The sequence below is a fragment of the Carnobacterium funditum DSM 5970 genome, assembly GCF_000744185.1.
GTDB lineage: Bacteria > Bacillota > Bacilli > Lactobacillales > Carnobacteriaceae > Carnobacterium_A > Carnobacterium_A funditum.
This window is the reverse complement of record NZ_JQLL01000001.1, coordinates 704,295-726,502: the sequence shown is the minus strand read 5'-3', so window position 1 is coordinate 726,502 and position 22,208 is coordinate 704,295. Positions and strand designations below refer to the sequence as shown.

At 33.2% G+C, this 22,208-nt stretch carries 19 protein-coding genes; 18 read left to right on the top strand and 1 reads right to left on the bottom strand.

The genetic code is table 11. From position 1 onward, the window contains the following. Window positions 1–8: 8 nt before the first annotated feature. The 13 genes from lpdA (at window position 9) to BR44_RS03210 (ending at window position 15,046) form a co-directional block, all read left to right on the top strand. Window positions 9–1,415, top strand: a complete 1,407-nt coding sequence (gene lpdA / locus BR44_RS03270) for a dihydrolipoyl dehydrogenase (RefSeq protein ID WP_034550601.1) — start codon at window positions 9–11, stop codon at window positions 1,413–1,415. Window positions 1,416–1,618: 203 nt separating this feature from the next. Then, the gene (locus BR44_RS03265; RefSeq protein WP_034550599.1) at window positions 1,619–2,563 is read left to right on the top strand and encodes a lactate/malate family dehydrogenase; all 945 of its coding nucleotides are present in this window, start codon (window positions 1,619–1,621) and stop codon (window positions 2,561–2,563) included. 11 nt (window positions 2,564–2,574) lie between these two features. After that, window positions 2,575–2,862 (top strand): UPF0223 family protein, encoded by a 288-nt coding sequence (locus BR44_RS03260; RefSeq protein WP_034550597.1) that lies wholly within the window; start codon window positions 2,575–2,577, stop codon window positions 2,860–2,862. 55 nt (window positions 2,863–2,917) lie between these two features. Beyond that, window positions 2,918–3,709 (top strand): inositol monophosphatase family protein, encoded by a 792-nt coding sequence (locus tag BR44_RS03255; protein WP_034550595.1) that lies wholly within the window; start codon window positions 2,918–2,920, stop codon window positions 3,707–3,709. Window positions 3,710–4,047: 338 nt separating this feature from the next. Further along, window positions 4,048–5,892: a translational GTPase TypA gene (typA, locus tag BR44_RS03250; RefSeq protein ID WP_034550593.1), complete on the top strand. Its 1,845-nt coding sequence runs from the start codon at window positions 4,048–4,050 to the stop codon at window positions 5,890–5,892. Window positions 5,893–6,075: 183 nt separating this feature from the next. After that, window positions 6,076–6,354, top strand: a complete 279-nt coding sequence (locus tag BR44_RS03245; protein WP_034550590.1) for a DUF1507 family protein — start codon at window positions 6,076–6,078, stop codon at window positions 6,352–6,354. 43 nt (window positions 6,355–6,397) lie between these two features. Next, window positions 6,398–7,555, top strand: coding sequence for an FtsW/RodA/SpoVE family cell cycle protein (locus tag BR44_RS03240; RefSeq protein WP_034550588.1), 1,158 nt, complete (start codon window positions 6,398–6,400; stop codon window positions 7,553–7,555). A gap of 123 nt (window positions 7,556–7,678) precedes the next feature. After that, on the top strand, window positions 7,679–11,110 hold the full coding sequence (locus BR44_RS03235) for a pyruvate carboxylase (RefSeq protein WP_034550587.1): 3,432 nt from the start codon (window positions 7,679–7,681) through the stop codon (window positions 11,108–11,110). Window positions 11,111–11,136: 26 nt separating this feature from the next. Next, window positions 11,137–12,360, top strand: coding sequence for a CAP-associated domain-containing protein (locus tag BR44_RS03230; protein WP_034550585.1), 1,224 nt, complete (start codon window positions 11,137–11,139; stop codon window positions 12,358–12,360). A gap of 16 nt (window positions 12,361–12,376) precedes the next feature. After that, window positions 12,377–12,733 (top strand): YlbG family protein, encoded by a 357-nt coding sequence (locus BR44_RS03225; RefSeq protein ID WP_034550582.1) that lies wholly within the window; start codon window positions 12,377–12,379, stop codon window positions 12,731–12,733. Window positions 12,734–12,896: 163 nt separating this feature from the next. Then, window positions 12,897–13,472: a 16S rRNA (guanine(966)-N(2))-methyltransferase RsmD gene (gene rsmD / locus BR44_RS03220; RefSeq protein WP_034550581.1), complete on the top strand. Its 576-nt coding sequence runs from the start codon at window positions 12,897–12,899 to the stop codon at window positions 13,470–13,472. Further along, window positions 13,465–13,974 (top strand): pantetheine-phosphate adenylyltransferase, encoded by a 510-nt coding sequence (coaD, locus tag BR44_RS03215; protein WP_034550580.1) that lies wholly within the window; start codon window positions 13,465–13,467, stop codon window positions 13,972–13,974. The genes rsmD and coaD overlap by 8 nt, the downstream gene beginning before the upstream one ends. Before the next feature lie 19 nt (window positions 13,975–13,993). Further along, window positions 13,994–15,046 (top strand): SepM family pheromone-processing serine protease, encoded by a 1,053-nt coding sequence (locus tag BR44_RS03210; protein WP_034550579.1) that lies wholly within the window; start codon window positions 13,994–13,996, stop codon window positions 15,044–15,046. A 183-nt stretch (window positions 15,047–15,229) separates the two neighbouring features. On the opposite strand, the gene BR44_RS11235 is transcribed toward BR44_RS03210, so the two are convergent. Continuing rightward, window positions 15,230–16,662, bottom strand: a protein-coding gene (locus BR44_RS11235; protein ID WP_425393555.1) for an IS3 family transposase whose coding sequence is annotated in 2 segments (ribosomal slippage) — window positions 15,230–16,188 and window positions 16,188–16,662 — 1,434 coding nt in all. Because the reading frame shifts where the segments join, the coding sequence is not laid out codon by codon here. Window positions 16,663–16,854: 192 nt separating this feature from the next. Between BR44_RS11235 and BR44_RS03195 the strand changes: the two genes are divergently transcribed. The 5 genes from BR44_RS03195 to rpsT all read left to right on the top strand — a co-directional run bounded on the left by BR44_RS03195 (window position 16,855) and on the right by rpsT (window position 22,085). Further along, a complete protein-coding gene (locus tag BR44_RS03195) occupies window positions 16,855–17,583 on the top strand; it encodes a helix-hairpin-helix domain-containing protein (protein WP_034550577.1) in 729 nt (242 codons plus the stop codon). 117 nt (window positions 17,584–17,700) lie between these two features. Beyond that, window positions 17,701–18,162 carry a ComE operon protein 2 gene (locus BR44_RS03190; RefSeq protein WP_034550575.1) on the top strand — a complete coding sequence of 154 codons (462 nt, stop codon included), beginning with the start codon at window positions 17,701–17,703 and terminating at the stop codon, window positions 18,160–18,162. A gap of 106 nt (window positions 18,163–18,268) precedes the next feature. Continuing rightward, window positions 18,269–20,584, top strand: a complete 2,316-nt coding sequence (locus BR44_RS03185) for a DNA internalization-related competence protein ComEC/Rec2 (RefSeq protein ID WP_084676152.1) — start codon at window positions 18,269–18,271, stop codon at window positions 20,582–20,584. Window positions 20,585–20,649: 65 nt separating this feature from the next. After that, window positions 20,650–21,687: a DNA polymerase III subunit delta gene (gene holA, locus BR44_RS03180; RefSeq protein WP_034550572.1), complete on the top strand. Its 1,038-nt coding sequence runs from the start codon at window positions 20,650–20,652 to the stop codon at window positions 21,685–21,687. A gap of 143 nt (window positions 21,688–21,830) precedes the next feature. Continuing rightward, window positions 21,831–22,085, top strand: coding sequence for a 30S ribosomal protein S20 (rpsT, locus tag BR44_RS03175; RefSeq protein ID WP_034550569.1), 255 nt, complete (start codon window positions 21,831–21,833; stop codon window positions 22,083–22,085). Window positions 22,086–22,208 lie beyond the last annotated feature (123 nt).

Below are 22,208 nucleotides of genomic sequence, written 5' to 3'. Positions count from 1 at the left end.
AGGTTAAAATGGTAGTAGGAGATTTCGCAATAGAGTTAGATACAGTTGTTATTGGGTCAGGCCCGGGAGGATACGTTGCAGCTATTCGTGCCGCTCAAATGGGACAAAAAGTAGCAATCGTAGAAAGAGAATACATCGGCGGAGTTTGTTTAAACGTTGGTTGTATTCCATCAAAAGCTTTGATTAGCGCTGGACATCATTATCAAGATGCTTTGCATTCAGAGACTTTTGGGATTACAGCTGAAAATGTTGTATTAGATTTTGCTAAAACTCAAGAATGGAAAGAAAATAAAGTTGTATCGACTCTTACAAAAGGTGTCGAAGGCTTATTGAAAAAAAATAAAGTTGAAATTTTAAGAGGTGAAGCTTACTTCAATGACGAGCATACTTTACGCGTTATGGGAGAAAAAACTGGTCAAACTTATTCTTTCAACAATGCAATTATTGCAACAGGTAGCCGTCCAATCGAAATCAAAGGCTTCAAATTTGGTAAACGCGTTATCGATTCAACTGGTGGCTTGGCTCTTCCTGAAGTACCTAAAAAATTAATTGTTGTTGGTGGAGGTTACATTGGTAGTGAATTAGCTGGCGCTTATGCTAATTTAGGTGCAGAGGTAACTATTTTAGAAGGAACTGCTTCTATTATGCCAACGTTTGAAAAAGATATGATTAAATATGTTACAACTAACTTTGCTAAAAAAGGTGTAACAATTGAAACATCTTCAATGGCTAAAGAAGCGATTGAAACAGAAAATGGCGTAACCGTTAAGTACGAAGTAAATGGCACAGAAAAATCAATTGACGCTGATTATGTAATGGTAACTGTTGGTCGTCGTCCTAACACAGATGAGCTTGGCTTAGAAGGTGCTGGAATTGAAATGTCTGAACGTGGTTTAGTTAAAGTAGATGAGCAAGGACGTACAAATATCAAAAACATCTTTGCTATCGGGGATATTGTTCCCGGTGCTGCATTAGCTCATAAGGCAAGCTATGAAGCTAAAATTGCTGCAGAAGCAATATCTGGTAAAAAAGTAGCCGTTGACTACAAAGCAATGCCGGCTGTAGCTTTTACAGATCCAGAATTAGCGGTTGTAGGATTAACTATTGCAGAAGCAAAAGAAAAAGGAATGGATGTTAAAGCGTCTAAATTCCCATTAGCTGGTAATGGACGTGCACTTTCGCTGAATGCAACGGATGGATTCGTACGTCTAGTAACAACTAAAGAAGATGGTCTTATTGTTGGAGCACAAGTTGCTGGTGTAGGTGCTAGTGACGTGATTGCTGAACTAGGACTAGCTATTGAAGCAGGAATGGTAGCAGAAGATATTGCGTTGACTATCCACGCACACCCATCTTTAGCTGAAACGGTTATGGATGCTTCAGAATTAGCATTAGGATTACCAATTCACATGTAATTCAAATAAATTTAAATTGTTTTTATTTATCCAATAAAGACATGTACAGAAAGAAAAAAACACTTATTCTTAAATGAATAAGTGTTTTTTTGTATATGATAAAATAAACAGTGAAAAATTTGGTATAATAAGAAATAATAGTAACATGAAAAATTCTCTTAATTTATTAATAGAGTTGAAAATAGTCTGTTGGAGGCGATTTAGTGAGTGAAGGACAAGGGAAAAAAATTATTATTGTAGGTACAGATGAAACAACCTATCAATTTGCTTTCTTAAGTATGTTAAAATTAAAAGTAGCAAAAATATTATTTTATCAACTTCCATCTTTAGAAGAGAATAAAATACGTGATTTACAGTTTGCTTCTTCTTTTTCATTGGCAAGTTCTTTTGCAATCGCTAACGCAAAAGATTTTCTTTCTACTGATTTATTAATTATAACAGCACAGGAAGAAAGAAAATCTGATGAATCTGATAATGATTATATTAGAAGGAATATATCATTAATACGCAAGGTAATTAAAAAAGCTATGGCAAATGGATTTAGTGGTTTAATTTTAATTGCCACTGAACCGACCGATATGTTTACTTATCTTGTTTGGAAATTTTCGGGTCTTCCTAAAGAAAAAATAGTTGGACTAGGAACGTATATAGATTCCATCCTATTTAGGCAACTCTTAAGTAAGAAGCTATCTGTTTCTTCCAGAGATGTTAATGCTTTTATTGTGGGTGGGAGCTCAAAGGACAGTAAAGTAACGACTTGGAGTCGATCTAATATTGGAGGTAATCCAATTCTTAGTTTAATGATGGATAAGAAAAATCATTTTAATCAAAATGATAGGATAAACATCGAAACAATCCTTTCAGAAAGAGATTTGTTTTCAAGAGAAACCAATTCTTATTTTACAAACGTTTCTGCTCTAGTTAAATTGACACAACTAATTTTTACTGATGAAAAAGCGTTAGTTACTTTAATGCACTTAGTGGACATAGAAGATTTAGTGAATATCCCATTATCGCTTCCGGTTTTATTAGGAAAAGAGGGTATTATTAAAATATCCGAACTTGGTTTTTCGGACTCAGAAAAAAAAGAATTGCTTAAAGTTGCGCGAGAGACTAGAGATTATTTAGACTGGATAGAAAAAGGTTAAAGGGGAAAATAATGGAAAATAAAAGTTATAGTTATCCAATGGATTATGATTGGACAAAAGATGAAATGACAAAGGTCATAAATTTGTGGAGAGCAGTTGAGTTAGCTTACGAAATGGGAATAACAAAAGAAGCATTTTTAACAAGTTATCGTCAATTTAAAGAAGTTATTCCTTCAATTGGTGAAGAAAAAAAATGGAGTCGTCAATTTGAATCCATTTCTGGTTATTCTGTCTATGCAGTGCACCAAGAAGCTAAGAAGACGGATAAAAAAATAATTTTTATGAACAAAAGCAGATGAATAGAAAACAGATTTTAAACATGGTAACTTAAACCACAAGAGAGGAAGTGAGTTCTTGAATCAAATAGTTAAGCGAGATCAATTAATAAAAGAATGGATTTATGTAGCTGCTGATATAAGTAGAACTTCTTTTGAACAGACCATTAATATAGAAGAGAAAACAAATCGTACGGATTTAGTGACTAGTATTGATAAAGAAATTGAACAGTATTTTATTGAAAAAATAGCTACCCACTTTCCTAACGAACGGGTTTTAGGGGAAGAAGGTTCAGGGCATCAAATTACTGATTTAAAAGGTGTTGTGTGGATAATAGATCCTATTGACGGAACATTAAATTTTGTGAAGCAAAAAAATGATTTTGCTATTATGATAAGTGTTTATGAAAATGGCATAGGTTATTTAGGGTATATATATGATGTTATGAAAGATGAGCTTTATTCTGCTGTAAAAAACCAAGGAGCTTGTCTAAATGAAATACCGCTAAAAAAAGTGAAGGATATTCCTTTGCGAGAAGGGTTAGTTGCGGTTAGCCATCGTTTGATGTCCAGTGAAAAAAATGACGAAGCGAGAAAAATTGGAAGAGCTAGTAGTGGCGTGCGGATGGTGGGCTCGGCCGGTCTTGAAACTGCACGTGTAGCAACAGGAAGGTTAGTTGCTTATATCGGTGCATCTCTAGCGCCTTGGGATATCGGTGCCGGTAAAGTGATATCAGAAGAATTAGGGCTAATTTATACACAGTTAAATGGAGAAAAAATTGATATGTTACATTATAATAAAACGATTGTAGCAACACCTTCTGCACATAAAGAAATAATAGAGAAATTTAAGTTAGATAAAGAAGGTTAAACTGAGATGGCTCTATTAAATGGTAAAGCAATTATCTCTAAAGTATAGGTTAAAACAAAGAATAAAAAATAAAAAAACAAGCTGAATTGAAACATTGATATAAATAAAAATAAAAATATACCGCTAACATTAAGTTTTTTCTTTTCAATCTTTTGTTTTAGTGTTAAACTGTACAAGTTGATAGTTGTCTTCACAAGTTTTCAATGCGTTTTCATACTGGAATAAGTATAAACTTACGGAAAATTCAAGTGCATAAATTGGATTGAATGATTTTCATATTGATAGATAGCGAATCAGAAGAATCGAAATAATGATAAGAATCATGGAGGAATATAGTAATGAAAAGAAGAGAAGATATTAGAAATGTAGCCATTATTGCCCACGTCGATCACGGCAAAACAACATTGGTGGATGAATTATTGAAACAATCTGACACATTACATTCTCATAGCAAATTGGCTGAACGCGCAATGGACTCAAATGCTCTTGAGCAAGAGCGTGGCATTACAATTTTAGCTAAAAACACAGCTGTTAAATACAATGATACTCATATTAATATCTTAGATACTCCAGGACATGCTGACTTCGGTGGAGAAGTTGAACGTATCATGAAAATGGTTGACGGAGTAGTTTTAGTCGTGGACTCATATGAAGGTACAATGCCTCAAACAAGATTTGTATTAAAAAAAGCATTAGAGCAAAAATTAGTTCCAATCGTAGTTGTTAATAAAATTGACAAAGACTCAGCTCGCCCTGCAGAGGTTGTTGATGAAGTTCTTGAATTATTTATCGAATTGGGTGCAGATGATGACCAGTTAGACTTCCCTGTTATTTATGCTTCAGCTATGAATGGAACAAGTAGTCTGTCTGATAATAAAGAGGATCAAGAAGAAACAATGAATTACATCTTTGATACAATTATTAAAGACATTCCTGCTCCAATAGACAACTCGGATGAGCCATTGCAATTTCAAGTATCATTATTAGACTATAGTGATTATGTAGGAAGAATTGGTATTGGGCGAGTATTCCGTGGAACGATCAAAGTTGGCGATAATGTTACGTTGAGTAAATTAGATGGATCTACTAAGAATTTCCGCGTTACTAAATTGCTTGGTTTCTTCGGTTTAGACCGTGTTGAAATCAATGAAGCAAAAGCTGGGGAATTAATCGCTGTATCCGGTATGGAAGATATTTTTGTAGGTGAAACAGTTACGCCTAGTGATCATATCGATCCACTACCAATACTTCATATTGATGAGCCTACGTTACAAATGACTTTCTTAGTAAATAACTCTCCGTTTGCAGGACGCGAAGGAAAGTGGGTTACTTCACGTAAAATTGAAGACCGCTTAATGTCGGAATTGCATACAGACGTTTCTATGCGTATTGAAAATACAGAATCTCCTGATGCTTGGATTGTTTCTGGACGTGGAGAATTACATTTAGCAATTTTAATAGAAAACATGCGACGTGAAGGATATGAATTACAAGTATCTCGTCCTGAAGTTATTTTACGTGACTTTGACGGGGTTCAATGTGAACCTTTTGAGTTAGTTCAAATTGATACTCCTGAAGAATACATGGGATCAATCATTGAATCATTAAGTGCTCGTAAAGGCGAAATGAAAGATATGATTAATAATGGTAACGGGCAAGTTAAATTAACTTTCTTAGCTCCTGCACGTGGATTAATTGGCTATTCTACTGAGTTCCTTTCAATGACAAGAGGATACGGAATCATGAATCATACTTTTGATCAATATCTACCACGTTTAAAAACTAAAATCGGTGGACGTCGTAATGGAGCATTGGTTTCAACTGAAACTGGCAAAACAACCACTTACGGAATTATGGGTGTTGAAGACAGAGGAACAATTTTTATTGAACCTTCAGTTGAAATATATGAAGGAATGATTGTTGGAGAAAACTCTCGCGAAAATGATATCACTGTTAACATTACAAAAGCTAAACAAAAAACTAACGTTCGTTCTGCTAACAAAGATCAGACAAACGTGATTAAAGCTCCTCGTCATTTAACTTTAGAAGAATCATTAGAATTCTTGGGTGATGATGAATATTGTGAAGTAACTCCAGAAAGTATTCGTTTACGGAAACAAGTTTTAAATAAAAATGAACGTGAAAAGTCTGCTAAGAAAAATAAAGCTTCTCAAATAGGTTAAACTTATTTGAAAAAGACTACCCGATGAGATTGAATCATTAGGTAGTCTTTTTTCTTTTTTTAATAGTAGGAAGAGATAATGACGACTTGTGGATTTAGTTTTATTAGAATACCTATGCTTTCGTATTGTTGGATGAGCATATTGTTGATATAATGAAAATGTTATACTAAAGGAGGAAGATTTATGCTGAATAATATTCAGAAAAAAGAGGCTTTAGATGTCTTGTTAGATGATGCTACAAAAATCTTTCAACTTATTGATAATCAAAAAAATCAGTTGTGTCTAACTGAATGCCCTGCTTTTAATGAAATTGTTGATACTCAAATGTTTGGACTATCAAAAGAAATTTCTTTTGCAAAAAAAATTGGAGTCATTAACTCAACTGAAGGTGACCGTATTTTAAGCGATTTAGAAAAAAAATTAAACGATTTGTACGCGAAAGCTTATAATGAAAAAAAATAGTAGAATAATAAAGGGGGCCAAAGGCTTCTTTTAAGCCGATAGTATGATGAAAAAGTTGAAACATTTAGATCAATATATTTTTATCCCGTATGTTATTTTGTCTATATTCGGTACTTTAATGGTTTATAGTTCGAGCAGTTACGTTGCAATTGGTCAAGATAAAAATCCGGAATATTATTTTTTAAGACAGGCTGTATTTGTATGTATAGGTCTTTTTATTAGTATGTTTATCTTTTCAATTAAATATAGCCATTTAAAATATAAAAAACTAATTAAGTACACGATTATATTTACAGTATTGCTGCTAGCTTATCTTCTTGTTTTTGGGAAAGAAATCAACGGAGCAAAAGGCTGGCTTGATATTGGGCCAGTAGGAGTACAACCAGCTGAATTTGCAAAAATATCGGTTATTTGGTATTTTGCTTATATATTTTCTCGCAGGCAACAACAAATTATTCGTGATTTTTGGTCTTCGATGAAACAACCTGCATTTTTATTTGCAGTCATTCTTTTGTTAATTGCTATTCAACCAGATATAGGAGGAGCAGCAATCATTTTATTCATTGGTATTATTATGATATTTGCTAGCGGAGTGTCTACTAAACTGGGTATCACGATGGGAGCACTAGGTATTGCAATCATTTTTGGTGTGGTTGAGTTGGTAAGAATTTTTGGGACAAAGTTGCCTTTTCTGCAACCGTATCAATACGATCGGTTTTTAGCTTTTTGGGATCCATTTAAAGTTTCTGAAAGTGCGGGGCTTCAATTAGTTAATTCATACTACGCTCTTAGCAGAGGTGGTGTTTTTGGAGTAGGGATTGGACAAAGTGTTCAAAAAACAGGCTATTTGCCGGAACCCTATACTGACTTTATTGTCTCCATTTTGGGAGAAGAGTTAGGACTGCTAGGTGTAATAGTTGTTTTAAGCCTTTTTGTTTTTTTGATTTTGAGAATTTATTTGATTGCTATTCGGACGAAAGATCCTTTTGGATCATTGCTTTGTATTGGAATTGCTACAATGTTCCTAATTCAAGGTTCAATCAATTTAGGTGGTGTTCTAGGACTCATGCCTATTACGGGGGTAACATTCCCTTTTATTAGTTACGGGGGTTCTAGCACACTAGTGTTAACCATTTCAATAGGATTAGTCTTGAATGTTAGTGCAATGAATAAAAAACAAGAACTTGGAAATAATAGTTAATGATATTTATGAAAAGAAAGACTGCAAGTAAAAAGGGACTTCTATTTAAAAGAAGTCTTTTTTTAAAATAGAATGTAGTTTGATAATATGAATTAAATAATTGAGTGACTTAGGAGTGAAATGATGAAAAAAGTATTAGTAGCTAATAGAGGAGAAATAGCCATTCGAATATTTCGTGCGTTAACAGAACTTCATATTGGAACAGTTGCCGTTTATTCACAAGAAGATGAAGGTTCTGTTCATCGTTTTAAAGCGGATGAAGCTTATTTAGTAGGAGATGGAAAAAAACCGATAGAAGCTTATTTAGATATAGAAGATATGATTCGTATTGCAAAAGATTCGAATGCAGATGCGATACACCCAGGATATGGTTTTTTATCAGAAAATTCGGATTTTGCTAGACGTTGTAAAGAAGAAGGTATTATTTTTATTGGTCCTAAGTTACATCATTTAGATATTTTTGGGGATAAACTAAAAGCGAAAGAAGCAGCCATTGCAGCGGGAATAAAATCTATACCAGGTTCTCAAGGCCCAGTCTTGAATGTTGAAGAAGTAAGGTCTTTTGGAGAAAAATTTGGCTATCCCATCATGATAAAAGCAGCATTAGGCGGCGGTGGAAGAGGAATGCGTGTGGCCTATTCAGCCGAAGATGTAAAAGATAGTTTTGAAAGAGCTCGTAGTGAGGCAAAAGCCGCATTTGGAAATGATGAGATTTACGTAGAACGTTATATTCAAGATCCTAAGCATATTGAAGTCCAAATATTGGGAGACGTTCATGGGAATATCGTTCATTTATACGAACGTGATTGTTCTGTACAACGCCGACACCAAAAAGTTGTAGAAGTTGCACCCTGTGTTTCTATACCGGATGAATTGCGTCTCAAAATGTGTCAATCTGCTGTTCAATTGATGGAACACGTAGGCTACGTAAATGCAGGAACGGTAGAATTTTTACTTGAAGACAACGAATTTTATTTTATTGAGGTTAATCCACGTGTACAAGTAGAGCATACCATTACAGAATTAATTACAGGCATTGATATTGTTCAATCTCAAATTTTAATTGCGCAAGGAAAAGATCTCCACAAAGAAATTAATATTCCATTTCAAGATCATATACCTTTAATGGGTGCGGCTATTCAGTGTCGAATAACAACTGAAGATCCGCTTAATGACTTTTTACCTGATACGGGTAAAATTGATACCTACCGTTCTCCAGGTGGGTTTGGGATACGCTTAGATGCGGGTAATGGATTTCAAGGCAGCGTGGTTTCTCCTTTTTTTGATTCATTACTGGTTAAAGTATGTACGCATGCTTCTACGTTTGAATTAGCGGCGCAAAAAATGACACGATCTTTGAGAGAATTTCGTATTCGTGGTGTAAAAACGAATATTCCATTTATGGAAAATGTTATTTCACATCCTGTTTTTCTTTCGGGAGAAGCTAAAACAACATTTATTGATTCTACTCCTGAACTTTTTAAATTCTCAAAAGTTCGTGATAGAGGGAATAAAACGATGAAATACATTAGCAATATTACGGTAAATGGTTTTCCAGGCATCGAACATGCTCCAAAGAAATTTTATGAGCCGGCTAGAAAACCTAAGAAACTAATCCTATTAAATGACCATTCTATCAGTGCAAAAAGTATTTTGGATCAAAAAGGTGCAGATGCTGTAGTAAGTTGGGTGAAAAATACAAAAGAAGTTTTATTGACGGATACAACATTTAGAGATGCTCATCAAAGTTTACTGGCAACTCGCGTGCGCACACAAGATTTTTTGAATATTGCTGCAGAAACAGAAAAAGCCATCCCGCAATTGTTTTCTTCGGAAGTATGGGGAGGAGCCACTTTCGATGTTGCTTATCGATTCTTAAATGAAGATCCATGGGAACGTTTAAAGAAGTTAAGGAAAGAAATGCCAAATACTCTCCTTCAAATGTTGTTTAGAGGTTCTAATGCAGTAGGATATCAAAACTATCCTGATAACGTAATTGAATCATTTATTCAACAAGCAGCCAAAAGCGGAGTGGATGTTTTTCGTATCTTTGATAGTTTAAATTGGATTCCTCAAATGGAGAAAAGTATTCAAGTTGTCAGAGATACAGGTAAGATAGCTGAAGCAGCTATTTGTTATTCAGGTGACATTAATGACCCTCTAAGAACTAAATACACGATTGATTACTATAAAGATATGGCTAAGGAACTAGAGAACCAGGGAGCACATATTATAGCTATTAAAGATATGGCAGGGATATTAAAACCAGAAGCGGCTTATCGTTTAATCAGTGAGCTAAAAGCAACCGTTCATGTTCCGATTCATTTGCATACTCATGATACGAGTGGAAATGGTATTTTCACTTATGCTTTAGCTGTTAAAGCAGGGGTAGATATTGTTGATGTAGCGATGAGTGCAATGAGTGGTGCTACTAGTCAACCTAGTATGAGTAGTCTCTACTATGCTTTATTAGGAACCCAACGTGTTCCATCTATTAATATTGAGAATACACAACAAATTAATCATTATTGGGAAGATGTAAGGACCCGTTATAGTGATTTTGAAGATGGAGTTAGCGCACCTCAAACAGAAGTCTATCAACACGAAATGCCAGGTGGCCAATATTCTAACCTTAAGCAACAAGCGAAAGCTGTCGGACTAGAAGATAAATGGGATGACATTAAAAAAATGTACGCAATAGTCAACCGAATGTTTGGTGATATTATTAAAGTAACTCCATCTTCAAAAGTTGTTGGAGATATGGCTTTGTTTATGGTGCAGAATAATTTGACAGAAGAAGACATCTACAGTCAAGGACAATCAATTGATTTTCCAAAGTCGGTAATAAGCTTTTTTGCGGGGGATTTAGGCCAACCTGTGGGTGGATTTCCAGAAAAGTTACAAAAAATTATTTTGAAGAACAACCAACCTATTACTGTTCGACCAGGAGTTTTAGCCAAGCCAATTGATCTTATTCAAATAAAAGAACAACTAGCTAGACTAATCGATAGGCAGCCTTCTAATGAGGATGTATTAAGTTATATTATGTACCCAGAAGTGTTCTTAGATTATCAAAAAAATTATGAACAATTTGGTGATGTGACTGTTTTAGATACAGCAACATTCTTTCATGGGATGCGGACTGGAGAATCAATTGAAGTACAGATTGAAAAAGGAAAAACATTGATTATAAAACTGAATCAGATTGGTGAACCTAATTCTGAAGGTAATCGTACGATGTATTTTGATTTAAATGGTCAAGGTAGAGAAGTCATAGTGAAAGATAGAAGTATTACAAGTACTAAAATTATTCGAAAAAAAGCTGAACCAACTAATAAAGAGCATGTCGGCGCTACAATGCCCGGTTCAATTATAGAAGTTCTAGTTTCGAAAGGGGACCGTGTTAGTCAAGGAAATCCAATCGTCATTACTGAAGCAATGAAAATGGAAACAACGATTAAAGCTGCTTTTGACGGTGTAATTGATCAAATTTATATAGAAGCGGACAATCTCATTGAAACAGGCGATTTATTAATTGAAATGATTGCCAAATAAAAAGTAGGTGAGGAGTATCGTAAAACATGAAAACTATTTTGAGAACAATCCCAATTTTTTTAGTTTTAATGATTTTGATCTATTTTATTCCTCAAATTATTTCTGATAGTCCTTCTGGAATTATTACTCAAAAGAAAAACACAACGGAATTAAAAAAAGAGACTCAAATTGGTCCGATTCCTGCTGTTAAACAAGAGACTTTTCCTCTTACAGGAATGGGTCACTATATGGGAGAACCAATTGATACATTTAAAAAAAAATTTGGTGAGCCGTTACGTATTGAATCCAATATATTTGGAGATGAGTGGTGGATTTATGGAGACAACGAAAATGATTATTATCAAGTAGCAGTATCCGAAGAAGATACGATAACATCTATTTTTGTTTTAGGATCAACACTCGATGTTTTACCATTTAAAGTTGGTATGGATATAACAGAAGTTTATCAATTAGCTACTTTATATCCTACTTTTTCTTTTGATTATAAGAAGACTAATTACATTATTGAGTTGTCAGAAAATGATTTGAATTATCATCCATTAGTTATTTTTGAAAAAAATATTTTCGCAATTTTAATGGTTGATCGAGAAACCAATAAAATTAATGCCATTCGCTATGTAGACGAACCGACATTGTTGCAATCTGATATTTATGAAGTAATTCCTGAGAATGAAGTGATTACAAAGAAAACACCAAAAACAGATTTAGAAAATAGATATGATGGAAATGTGCAAGAAGTAGAAATGACGATTAATATGTTAAGACAACGATATGGGTTATCTGAATTAACTTATAGCAAACAACTCTCTTCAATGGCCGATGATATTTTTATCAATCAAAGTAAATCTGTTTCTGAACAATCAAGTGAAGAAAAAAATGGGGGAAATAGTTTTCAAACTGAAAGTTCAATAAAAATAGATACGTCAAATAAAAATGAGTCTATTCAAAAGGGGCTAGCTGAACATGAGGATGAAGAAGGTTTCGAACATACACCCTTAACGAGTAAACAAATCCATGATTATTTGGAAATGAATAAAATTAGTTTAGCCGATACTCGTGTTGTTTACTCCAATAAATTTACTGATCCAACATGGTTAATAACGTATTGGTTTAGTTTAGAGAATCAGCGAACGATTCTAACTGATCCTTTGATGAAAAGGTTTGGATTTGCTTTTCGTAACGAAGAAGTAATGTTAATATTAGATACAGAAGTAGAACATACGAAAAAAACAGGAGCAAATATAAAGTAAGAAAGGAGACCTTTAATTGGAACTCATATTAAACGAAAGACAAGGTATTGTAGTTTGGGTTTATAGCTTAAGACATATGAAGACACTCAAAAGATTTGGCTTGATTCACTATGTGTCGAAGCGGATGAAGTATGTTGTTATTTACGTAAACCGCACAGATTTAGAACCCACTATTCGTAAACTGAAAGAGTTGCATTTTGTTCGACAAGTAGAACAATCGTATAGGCCATTAATAAGTATGGATTTTAAAGAAGTTCTCAAAAATGTGACTCCTAGAAAAGAAGTTAAAGAAGTAGAAGAATTTGATAAGCTATTTATAGAAGATGATAAACACTTAAAAAAAAAAGTTGAATCTCATCTACCTTATCAGTAGCGACTAAGGTCTATAGAAGTTATCGCGCTCTTTGTTTGCCAGTGCTAAATTTTTAGGTTGAAATACATTTTAGAATAAATATTCAGACATGCTAAAGAGGTTGGGATTTTTGTTCCAATCTCTTTTTTAAAAGATAAAATAGTAAAGAAAGATTGGTGCTTTAATGAGAGTTATTTCTGGTAATTATGGCGGAAGAAAATTAAAATCTGTTCCAGGTGAGAATACAAGACCAACATCTGATAAAGTTAAAGAGTCAATATTTAATATTATTGGGCCATATTTTGATGGTGGCAAGTGTTTAGATTTGTTTGCAGGTAGTGGAGGTTTATCTATTGAAGCCGTTTCGAGAGGGATGGAGCATGCTGTATTAATAGATAAAGATATTTCTGCAATTAAAATAATAAAAGAAAATATTGAAATGACTAAAGAAAAAACTAAATTTGACGTTTATCGAAGTGATGCAAATCGAGGGATTGAAATGTTAGCAGCTAAAAATAACCTGTTCGATATGCTCTTTCTAGATCCACCCTACTTTGAACAAGAAATTGTCAAACAGCTCGAAAAGATTATGGCTCTAAATCTTTTGGCTGATAGAGCAATAATTGTTTGTGAAGTAGGAAGAAAAGTTGATTTACCAAATGAAATCGGATTAGCTAAACAATTTAGGTCGACGGTTTATGGAGCTAGTAAAATAGTGTTATATGAAGTTGTCAGTGAAGGAGACCTTGAAAATGATTAAGAAAGCACTTTTTCCAGGAAGTTTTGATCCATTGACAAATGGGCATATTGATACAATCGAACGTTCTGCTAAATTAGCTGATTACCTTTTTATAGCTGTAGCAACCAATACATCAAAAAAAAATTTGTTTGATGCAGATGAGAAAATAGAATTAATTCAATTAGCAACTAGACATTTGGAAAATGTTTCTGTAATTGAACACACAAATGGATTAACGGTAGATTTAGCAAAAAAAGTTGGAGCAAGTACATTAATTAGGGGATTGCGTAATGCTGAAGATTTTGAGTACGAAATGAATATTGCAGCAATGAATAAAACACAGAATCCAGAAATTGAAACGATTATTTTGATGGCATCCCAACAGCACCGATTTTTAAGTTCAAGTTTAATTAAAGAAGTGGCATTTTTTGGTGGAGATGTTTCAAATTTAGTTCCAACAGATGTTAATATAGCGATTAAAAAGAAATATTCTGCTTTTGAGTATGAGGATGAAAAATCTTAGAACAACTGCGACGTAAAGGATGAATCTAATGAAAAAAATAAAAAATGCTAAGTCTATTATTTGGTTCGTACCTATTCTTATCATTATTTTGGGGCTAGTCATACCTCTTCCTTACTATATTGAAGCTCCAGGTTCAGCTGTCCGTTTATCTGAATTAATTAAAGTCAATAAAAGAACAGATGATAATTTGGGAAGTTTTATGTTGACTACTGTCTCTATCCGTAAAGCAACGCCATTAATATACTTTACAAAATACTTGCCTTTTCGTGAGGGGGTAACTGAAAAAGAATATTTGGGTATGTCAAAATCAAGCGAAGAGTATGCTAACTTACAACAGTACTATATGGATAGTTCAATCAATACGGCTATTGAGGTGGCTTATAAAACTGCGAAAGAATCCTACAAATTAATCTATAATGGTATCTATGTTATGTCCATTTTACCAAAATCAAATTTTTCAGAGGAACTACTAGTCGGTGATACTATAATGGCTTTAGACGGAAAAAAATTTAAGAGCTCTACTGAATTTATTGATTATGTGAAAAATAAAAATATTGGGCAGGAAATAGTGGTTACTTACAAACGCAATGGTAAAATTAAAACTATTTCTGCACCATTAATGGAAATAGAAGAGAATAAGCTTCCAGGATTAGGTATCAGTTTGGTGGATCATACATCTATTGAGACAGATATACCTGTTTCAATAAAATCAGATGAAATTGGAGGCCCTTCTGCCGGCTTTATGTTTTCTCTTCAGATATATACTCAATTGACAGAACAAGACTTGCGTAATGGCCACGAAATTGCAGGCACTGGTACAATTTCAACTGATGGAACAATAGGACGAATTGGTGGTATAGATAAGAAAGTTGTAGCTGCTAGTAAAGAAGGGGCGACTATATTCTTTGCACCGGACGATGGTATAAATCCAGTTGTTAAAAAAAAATATCCATCGATACAATCAAACTATAAAGAAGCTTTAAAAGCTGCTAAAAAAATAGACACGGATATGAAAATTATTCCAGTCAAACAGTTTCAAGATGCTATTGACTATTTAAATCAATTAAAATAAAAAATACTTCTTAGGATTTTACTCAAAATGTAGTGACCCCAAATAGTTAGACTTTTAACGGAGTAGTTAATTCTACTCCTTTTTTTGTGCTCTTTTACCTTTACACTATAATTATTTCTAAAAATGGTTTAAACAAAGACTGCTTTTTTATTGTTTAGAGATTAGCTGTGACCTTAGAGACACTCAAGCAGAGTAATCATTAAGGAGTACAGTTTGTTGTTCTCTAAATTGAATAGGGCTCATCCAGTTTAATTTACTCTTCATCCGTTCGTTATTGTAATACTCGATATAACTTTCTATTGCTTGTTTTAATTCATTAAAGCTGCGGTAAACTTCGCCATAATAAATTTCTTGTTTGAGTATTCCAAAAAAATTCTCGATTGGTGAATTATCTAGACAGTTTCCCTTACGGGACATACTTTGAAAAATTTTGTGTTCTTTTAATTTATAGGAGTAGCTTTTCATTTGATAGGCCCAACCTTGATCAGAATGAAAGGTACGTCTATAATGGCAGTTACTTGTAGCTTCGATAGCCTCTTCAAGAGCCCCCATTATTGCTAATGCAGTAGGTCTTTTTGAAATACGATAAGAGATGATCTCACTATTATACATATCTAAGAAAGGGTCTAAATAGAGCTTTCCCTGACGGATAACACCGTTTTTATCCGTCTCAAAGTATTTGAATTCAGTCGTATCCGTTGTGATTTTTTGATGAACTACATTAGTATAGAACCGGCGGTGGATATTATTTTTCGCTATGCGACCAACAGTCCCCTTATACGAACTATACTTACGTGATTTACGAGTATAAGAGTGTACTTGGATTTTTAGCTTTTTAATTAATCGTTGAACTTTCTTTTTATTTACTTTGCGTCCTCGCTTTTCCATCTCTTTTTGTGCACGACGATACCCATAATCCTTATGATCTTTACGAATTTGAAGTAATAATTTTTCATCTTCTTCATCCTTATTAGGCCGATTGAATCTCTTTTGCCAATACATGTAAGTTGATTTTGGAAATTTAAGAACCTCAAGAATTTCTTTTAATTGGAAGTCTCTTCGGAGGTTGTGGATGATTCTTGAGATAACTTCATTTCTAGTCGAGTTTCCTCGCGACGCAACCTCCTCAATTCTTTTAAACAAGCAATCTCAATTTGTAAAGCGCGGTTTTGTCTTTCAAGTTCTTGGATTCGGGTTGTTTCTACTTTATTAGGCAGCTTTTCAGAGATAATGACTTTATCTTTTTTATCAGACACCTTCGGTGGCCTCCCTTGTTGTTTAGAGAGCCTTTGAATACCATAATGACGATATTCCTTTACCCAACGTGTAAGAATAGAAGGATTAGTGATTTCAAGGAAATTCGCTAATTCAAAGTAGGACATCTCTGTAGTTAAATATAATTCTACCGCATTTGTTTTGAATTGAATAGAATAAGAATTATTTTTCCTTTTTCTCATAAGTCCTTCTTCGCCAAACTGTTTATAACTATTAACCCACATACGAACCTGGTATGCGTGTAAAACCCCAAACCTAGTCGCTAGTGTTCCATATCCCCCTTCACCACGTAAATAGGCTTGAATGATTTCTAGTTTAAGTTCAAATGTATATTTTGCCATATGAAAAACCCCCAAAAGTTAGATTTTTTAGGTCTAACTTCTAGGGGTCGGTACAAAATCTTAAGAAGTTTTTTTTATTGACTGCTATACTTGCTTGCAGCCCTTAAAAAAAATCTGTTTAAAATAAAAGAAGTACTATATTATTGCGGATAGTTTATAAGAGATGATAAAGGTAAAGGAGATTGCTACCGTATGAATGATTTGGTTGAAATATGGTTAAAAAAAAGAAAAATGATCATTGCTATCAGTACAATTGTTGTCTTTTTGTTTGTTATCGTCCTATTACTCTTTATCCTTTTTTCTAAAACAAAAGCATCTGATCAAATGAATGAGTCCTTAGCTGATCATTATATGAGCCAAACTTCTGAGTTACAAAATAGTCTCACTTTAGATGGAAGTAGTAGCAATGTACCTTTAAAAAATGAGAATGAGGCAAAAGAATCTATTTATGTTGATGTTAAAGGTGCTGTTCAAATACCAGGAGTTTATGAAATAAATGCAACGACTCGTTTGACTGATGTCATCATTTTAGCTGGCGGATTCTTACCAACAGCTGATCAAAGTAGGGTAAATCTTTCTCAAAAGCTAACGGATCAGATGATGATTATAATACCAACGATAGGAGCAGGAGTTGAACAAGAAAGTTCCAATGAAACTGATAGTAAGGAGGAGTCGCCAGTAATTATTAGCATACCAAATGATCTAAGCGATAAAGAGACAGGAAAAGTAAACCTCAATACAGCCGATATCACTCAACTACAGACATTATCAGGGATTGGTGGAAAGAAAGCTGAGCGCATTTTGCAATACAGACAAGAACATGGTTCGTTTAAAGCGGTTGAAGAATTAAAAGAAGTTTCTGGTATTGGCGATAAAACATTTGAAGCATTGGCTGATTTCATTAGTGTGGGCAAAGACTAATCATTTTCTCAATGAAAGATTGTAAACATAGAAAAGCTTTTGTATACTGATAGAAATGTTTACTATAACAACTATTCATTATCTTTATAAATGATTTAGATTAAATTGGAGGGAACAATGATGGCAGATAGAATTCCGTGGAATCAATATTTTATGTCACAAAGCCTATTACTTTCGTTAAGGAGTACATGTACAAGACTGATGGTAGGGGCTACGATAGTCAGAGAAAAAAGAATTATCGCAGGTGGCTATAATGGTTCTGTGAGCGGAGATAAGCATTGCATTGATGAAGGGTGCTATGTTGTAGATGGACATTGTATTAGAACAATACATGCAGAAATGAATGCTATCTTACAGTGTGCGAAATTTGGTGCACAAACAGAAGGTGCAGAAATATATGTCACTCATTTTCCTTGTCTTCAATGTACTAAAATGATTCTTCAAGCAGGTATTAAAAAAATTTATTATCTAGAAGATTATCATAATAATGATTATGCATTAAATTTAATTGAACAAGCCCACGTTCAATGTCAAAAAGTTTTTTTATCAGAAAACTTTTTTAAAGAATTAGAATTTTAAGCCAATGATTACGTTTGAGAAAATCGCCACATGCAGAATCAATAGTTAATTTTAAATGAGAAGTTATTTCTTATTTCCAGCCATATTTTGTCTGATCAGTTCACTAATGATTTTAACATCTGGATATTGGTTAACAATAGCTATTTATATTCTTTTTTTTCTACGTTTATGTGTTACGAAAAGAAGAACTTTAATTATTGGTTCATTAGTTTTATCTTGTATGGTTATCTTATTAACTAGCGTTCATCAATGGACAAATAAAACAAACTTAACCGCTGAAGATAAATCGTTTATAATTAGAATTAAGCCCGATCAAATTAAAGTAGATGGAAACCAATTACAGTTTTATGGGACTATTGAAAAGTCGGAAAACCATCCGGAAATATCTGAAAAGATTGTCGTTTTTTATACTCTTCAATCAAAAAAAGAAAAAAAAGCATGGGAGTCTCAAACAAACATATTTACCGTTAAAAGCACAGGGAATTTAGAGATACCCGGAAAGAATCGTAATCAAAACCAGTTTGATTACCAAACATTTTTACACCGTAAAAAAATTCATTGGATTTTAAAGGTTGAAACGTTTTATTCGATGGAAAAAACTAAAGCTTCTATTACAAAAAAAATGATTCCAGAAAATATGAGAATGGCTATTTTAAAGCATATTGATAAAAAAATAACGATAAAGACATCTCAATATATGAAGACCCTTCTTTTTGCTGATTTAAGTTCTCTTGATAAAATAACGGTACAAAATTTTAAAGAAATAGGGATTATTCACTTATTAAGCATATCAGGACTGCATATTCAATTTTTTGTAACGGGTTTGGTTTATTTATTATGGCGAGTTGGCTTTACTAAAGAAACAACTTTTTACTTAATGTTGATTATTTTGCCTTTTTATGGAAATTTAACTGGTTGGGGAACGAGTGTATATCGTGCAATTGTTATGTCTTTGATTATATTGATAAGTTCTCATTTTAGAATGATTATTTCTAGTCTGGATGTTTGGTCATGGACTTTGTTATCCGCTTTAATTATTAATCCGTATCAAGTTTTTTCAATAGGATTTCAATTAAGCTACCTTTTGAGCTTAGTCTTATTAATTTTGTCGCAAACTTATCTTACTATCTCTAGATCATCGCTAGTTACAAATTTTATTATTTCTTTTATTCTCATGTTAGTTTCGATACCAATTTTATCTTATCATTTTTTTGAATTTTCGTGGATTGGTATTTTCGCTAATTTATTATTTGTCCCTCTCTTTACTTGGGTTTTATTGCCTGTTTTTATCCTGTTGTTAATTCTTTCATTTTTTTTGTATTTAAACCCATTTTTTGAATACAGTTTAATGAGTATAGAAAAACTATTAACCTTTATTGAAAAAATGGTTGAATCGATTAGCGAACTACCGTTTATCACAATAGTTACTGGAAGAGTGCCACTTTTTTTAACGATTTTGCTTATTCTTTCTTTATCTTGTTTTATTCTGACACTAGAAATAGATGGGAAATATATAAAAAAACGGATTCTTAGTACAAGTTTAGTCGTTGTCTCTTTAATCTTTTTTTGTTACTACCAACGTTATTCTCCAGTTGATAAAGTAATAGTAATTGATGTTGGACAAGGGGACGCGATTTTAATAAAAAAATCATTTGGTAAAGGAACGTATTTAATTGATACAGGTGGTACTTTAACTTTTGAAACAAAAGATTGGCAAAAAAAAGAAAATCCATCTTCTATAGCCAAACGAATAGTGATACCTACATTAAAATCACAAGGTATATCTACTTTAGATCAAGTTCTAATTTCTCATGGAGATGAAGACCATACTGGTGCATTGTTAGAGCTATCGCAATCGATTCGAGTGAAAGAACTGTTATTTCCAGTTGGAGCACTAAAAAAACCAGTATTTTATAAAACTGTTTTGGAGATGACTAAATCCGGGACAGCTATTCATAAAATTATAGTCTCTGGAAAAGAAATAAAATTTGTGAATCCAATGCTAGCAGTATTATGGCCGACATCTCCAGGAAAAGGTGATAACAATGATTCTATGGTTCTATATGGGAAAATAGGTTCTTTTTTTTGGTTATTTACAGGAGATATCGAAGAAGGCGAAAAAAAGTTGATTCAGCAGTATCCAAATTTAAAAGTAGACGTCTTAAAAGTAGCACATCATGGAAGCCAAACATCTTCCAGTCAAATTTTTCTTAATCATATTCAGCCAAAATATGCATTGATTTCTTGTGGAATAAATAATCGTTACAATCATCCAAATACAGAAGTGCTCAATCGAATTCAGAAAGAAAATAGTCATATTTATCGAACAGATAGGAACGGTGCTATTCATTTTGAATATATAAAACTAGGAGAGAAAGTATACCAAGAATCTTTTTATACGCTATTTAAAGAAAATGATTGATTGAGCTTGCAAAAATTAATTAGGATTTGTACGATGTAAGAAGGATTAGAAAGTGGTGGCGTACATTGAATTTTTCAAAAGAAGTTGCAAAACTAAAAAACAACGAAATTGCACCAATTTATTTAGTTTTAGGAACAGAATCTTATTTGAATCGGATTGTTAGAGATACGTTTATTCATTCTATTTTAAAAGAGGATGAAGTTGATTTAAATTTGGGCATCTATGATATGGAAGAAGTTCCCTTGGGGACAGCATTAGAGGATGCAGAATCCATACCCTTTTTTGGGGATCGACGGTTAGTTATCATTGATCGCCCGCTTTTCTTAACAGGAGATAAAAGTAAACCTAAATTTGAACATGACATGAAATGGTTTGAAAATTATCTAAATAAACCTTCAGAAACAGCAAGCTTAGTTATTTTTGCACCTTATGAAAAGTTAGATGAACGAAAGAAAATAAGTAAATTATTAAAAAAAAAAGCCGTTATTATTGAAACAACTATTTTATCAGAAAAAGAAATGAGAAGTTATGTAAGAAAGACCATTGAAAATGAAGATTTTACAATATCACCTGAAGCTTTTGAGTTATTTGTTCAATTGACGGATGCGAAACTTACTGTAGCAATGTCTGAGCTACCAAAATTATTTTTATTTGGTCAGAAGACAAAATACATTACTAAAGATGCAGTTTCGGAGTTGATAATCAAATCACTCGAACAAAATATTTTTTCTTTAAACGAATATGTTCTAAAGAAAAAGGTCGGTCCAGCTCTTGAGTTATATCATGACTTATTATTGCAAAAAGAAGATCCTATTAAAATTAATGCTATCATGACCGCCCAATTTCGATTATTGCTCCAAGTAAAAATACTTGAAAAGAAAGGCTACCAGCAAGGGGATATAGCAAAGATATTGAAGATTCATCCTTATAGAATCAAGTTGAGCATCCAGCACATGCGTCCATTCAATAAACAGGTTTTAGCAGATGCTTATAACGGTCTAATTGATACAGAATATCGTCTGAAAACGGGTCAAGGTGATAGGGGAATGCAATTTGAGTTATTTGTTTTACAATTTGCTAGTAACCATTTAATGACTCAATAAATTATAAATAGATAGACTATCAAGTAAAAAAACTTTACAGTTTATATTGCAATGAAGCTGCTGATTATGTATAATGATTAACGTGGGAAACAACTGGAATAATCTATTTTAAGTTGTAATTAATTGAAAGTGGGGTGAATCAAATGCCAAACATCGAATCTGCAATCAAACGTGTCCGTACTTCAGAAAAATCTGCTTTACAAAATAACGTTCAAAAGAGCGCTATGCGTACTGCTATTAAAAAATTCGTTCAAGCTGTTGAAGCTGGAGATGAAAATACTGAAGATTTACACAAAGAAGCAATCAGAGCCATTGATATGGCTGCATCTAAAGGATTGATTCATAAAAATAAAGCTAACCGTGACAAATCTCGTTTAACAGCTAAATTAGCTAAATAAGATACCCATAGTTAACTTATTTTTTATGAAAGCCACACACATGATTTATCATGTGTGTGGCTTTTTTTGTGTATAAAATTGACGAAAGCCACTCCGCAATGGAGTGGCTTTCTAATTAAAAAT

Coding starts and splice junctions, on each gene's coding strand:
- BR44_RS03210 (WP_034550579.1), top strand. CDS start 13,994: ATGAATCTAATGAAAAAAATAAAAAATGCTAAGTCTATTATTTGGTTC.
- coaD (WP_034550580.1), top strand. CDS start 13,465: ATGATTAAGAAAGCACTTTTTCCAGGAAGTTTTGATCCATTGACAAAT.
- typA (WP_034550593.1), top strand. CDS start 4,048: ATGAAAAGAAGAGAAGATATTAGAAATGTAGCCATTATTGCCCACGTC.
- BR44_RS03195 (WP_034550577.1), top strand. CDS start 16,855: ATGAATGATTTGGTTGAAATATGGTTAAAAAAAAGAAAAATGATCATT.
- BR44_RS03235 (WP_034550587.1), top strand. CDS start 7,679: ATGAAAAAAGTATTAGTAGCTAATAGAGGAGAAATAGCCATTCGAATA.
- BR44_RS03230 (WP_034550585.1), top strand. CDS start 11,137: ATGAAAACTATTTTGAGAACAATCCCAATTTTTTTAGTTTTAATGATT.
- BR44_RS03185 (WP_084676152.1), top strand. CDS start 18,269: ATGATTTTAACATCTGGATATTGGTTAACAATAGCTATTTATATTCTT.
- BR44_RS03245 (WP_034550590.1), top strand. CDS start 6,076: ATGCTGAATAATATTCAGAAAAAAGAGGCTTTAGATGTCTTGTTAGAT.
- rsmD (WP_034550581.1), top strand. CDS start 12,897: ATGAGAGTTATTTCTGGTAATTATGGCGGAAGAAAATTAAAATCTGTT.
- BR44_RS03260 (WP_034550597.1), top strand. CDS start 2,575: ATGGAAAATAAAAGTTATAGTTATCCAATGGATTATGATTGGACAAAA.
- BR44_RS03190 (WP_034550575.1), top strand. CDS start 17,701: ATGATGGCAGATAGAATTCCGTGGAATCAATATTTTATGTCACAAAGC.
- rpsT (WP_034550569.1), top strand. CDS start 21,831: ATGCCAAACATCGAATCTGCAATCAAACGTGTCCGTACTTCAGAAAAA.
- BR44_RS03240 (WP_034550588.1), top strand. CDS start 6,398: ATGATGAAAAAGTTGAAACATTTAGATCAATATATTTTTATCCCGTAT.
- lpdA (WP_034550601.1), top strand. CDS start 9: ATGGTAGTAGGAGATTTCGCAATAGAGTTAGATACAGTTGTTATTGGG.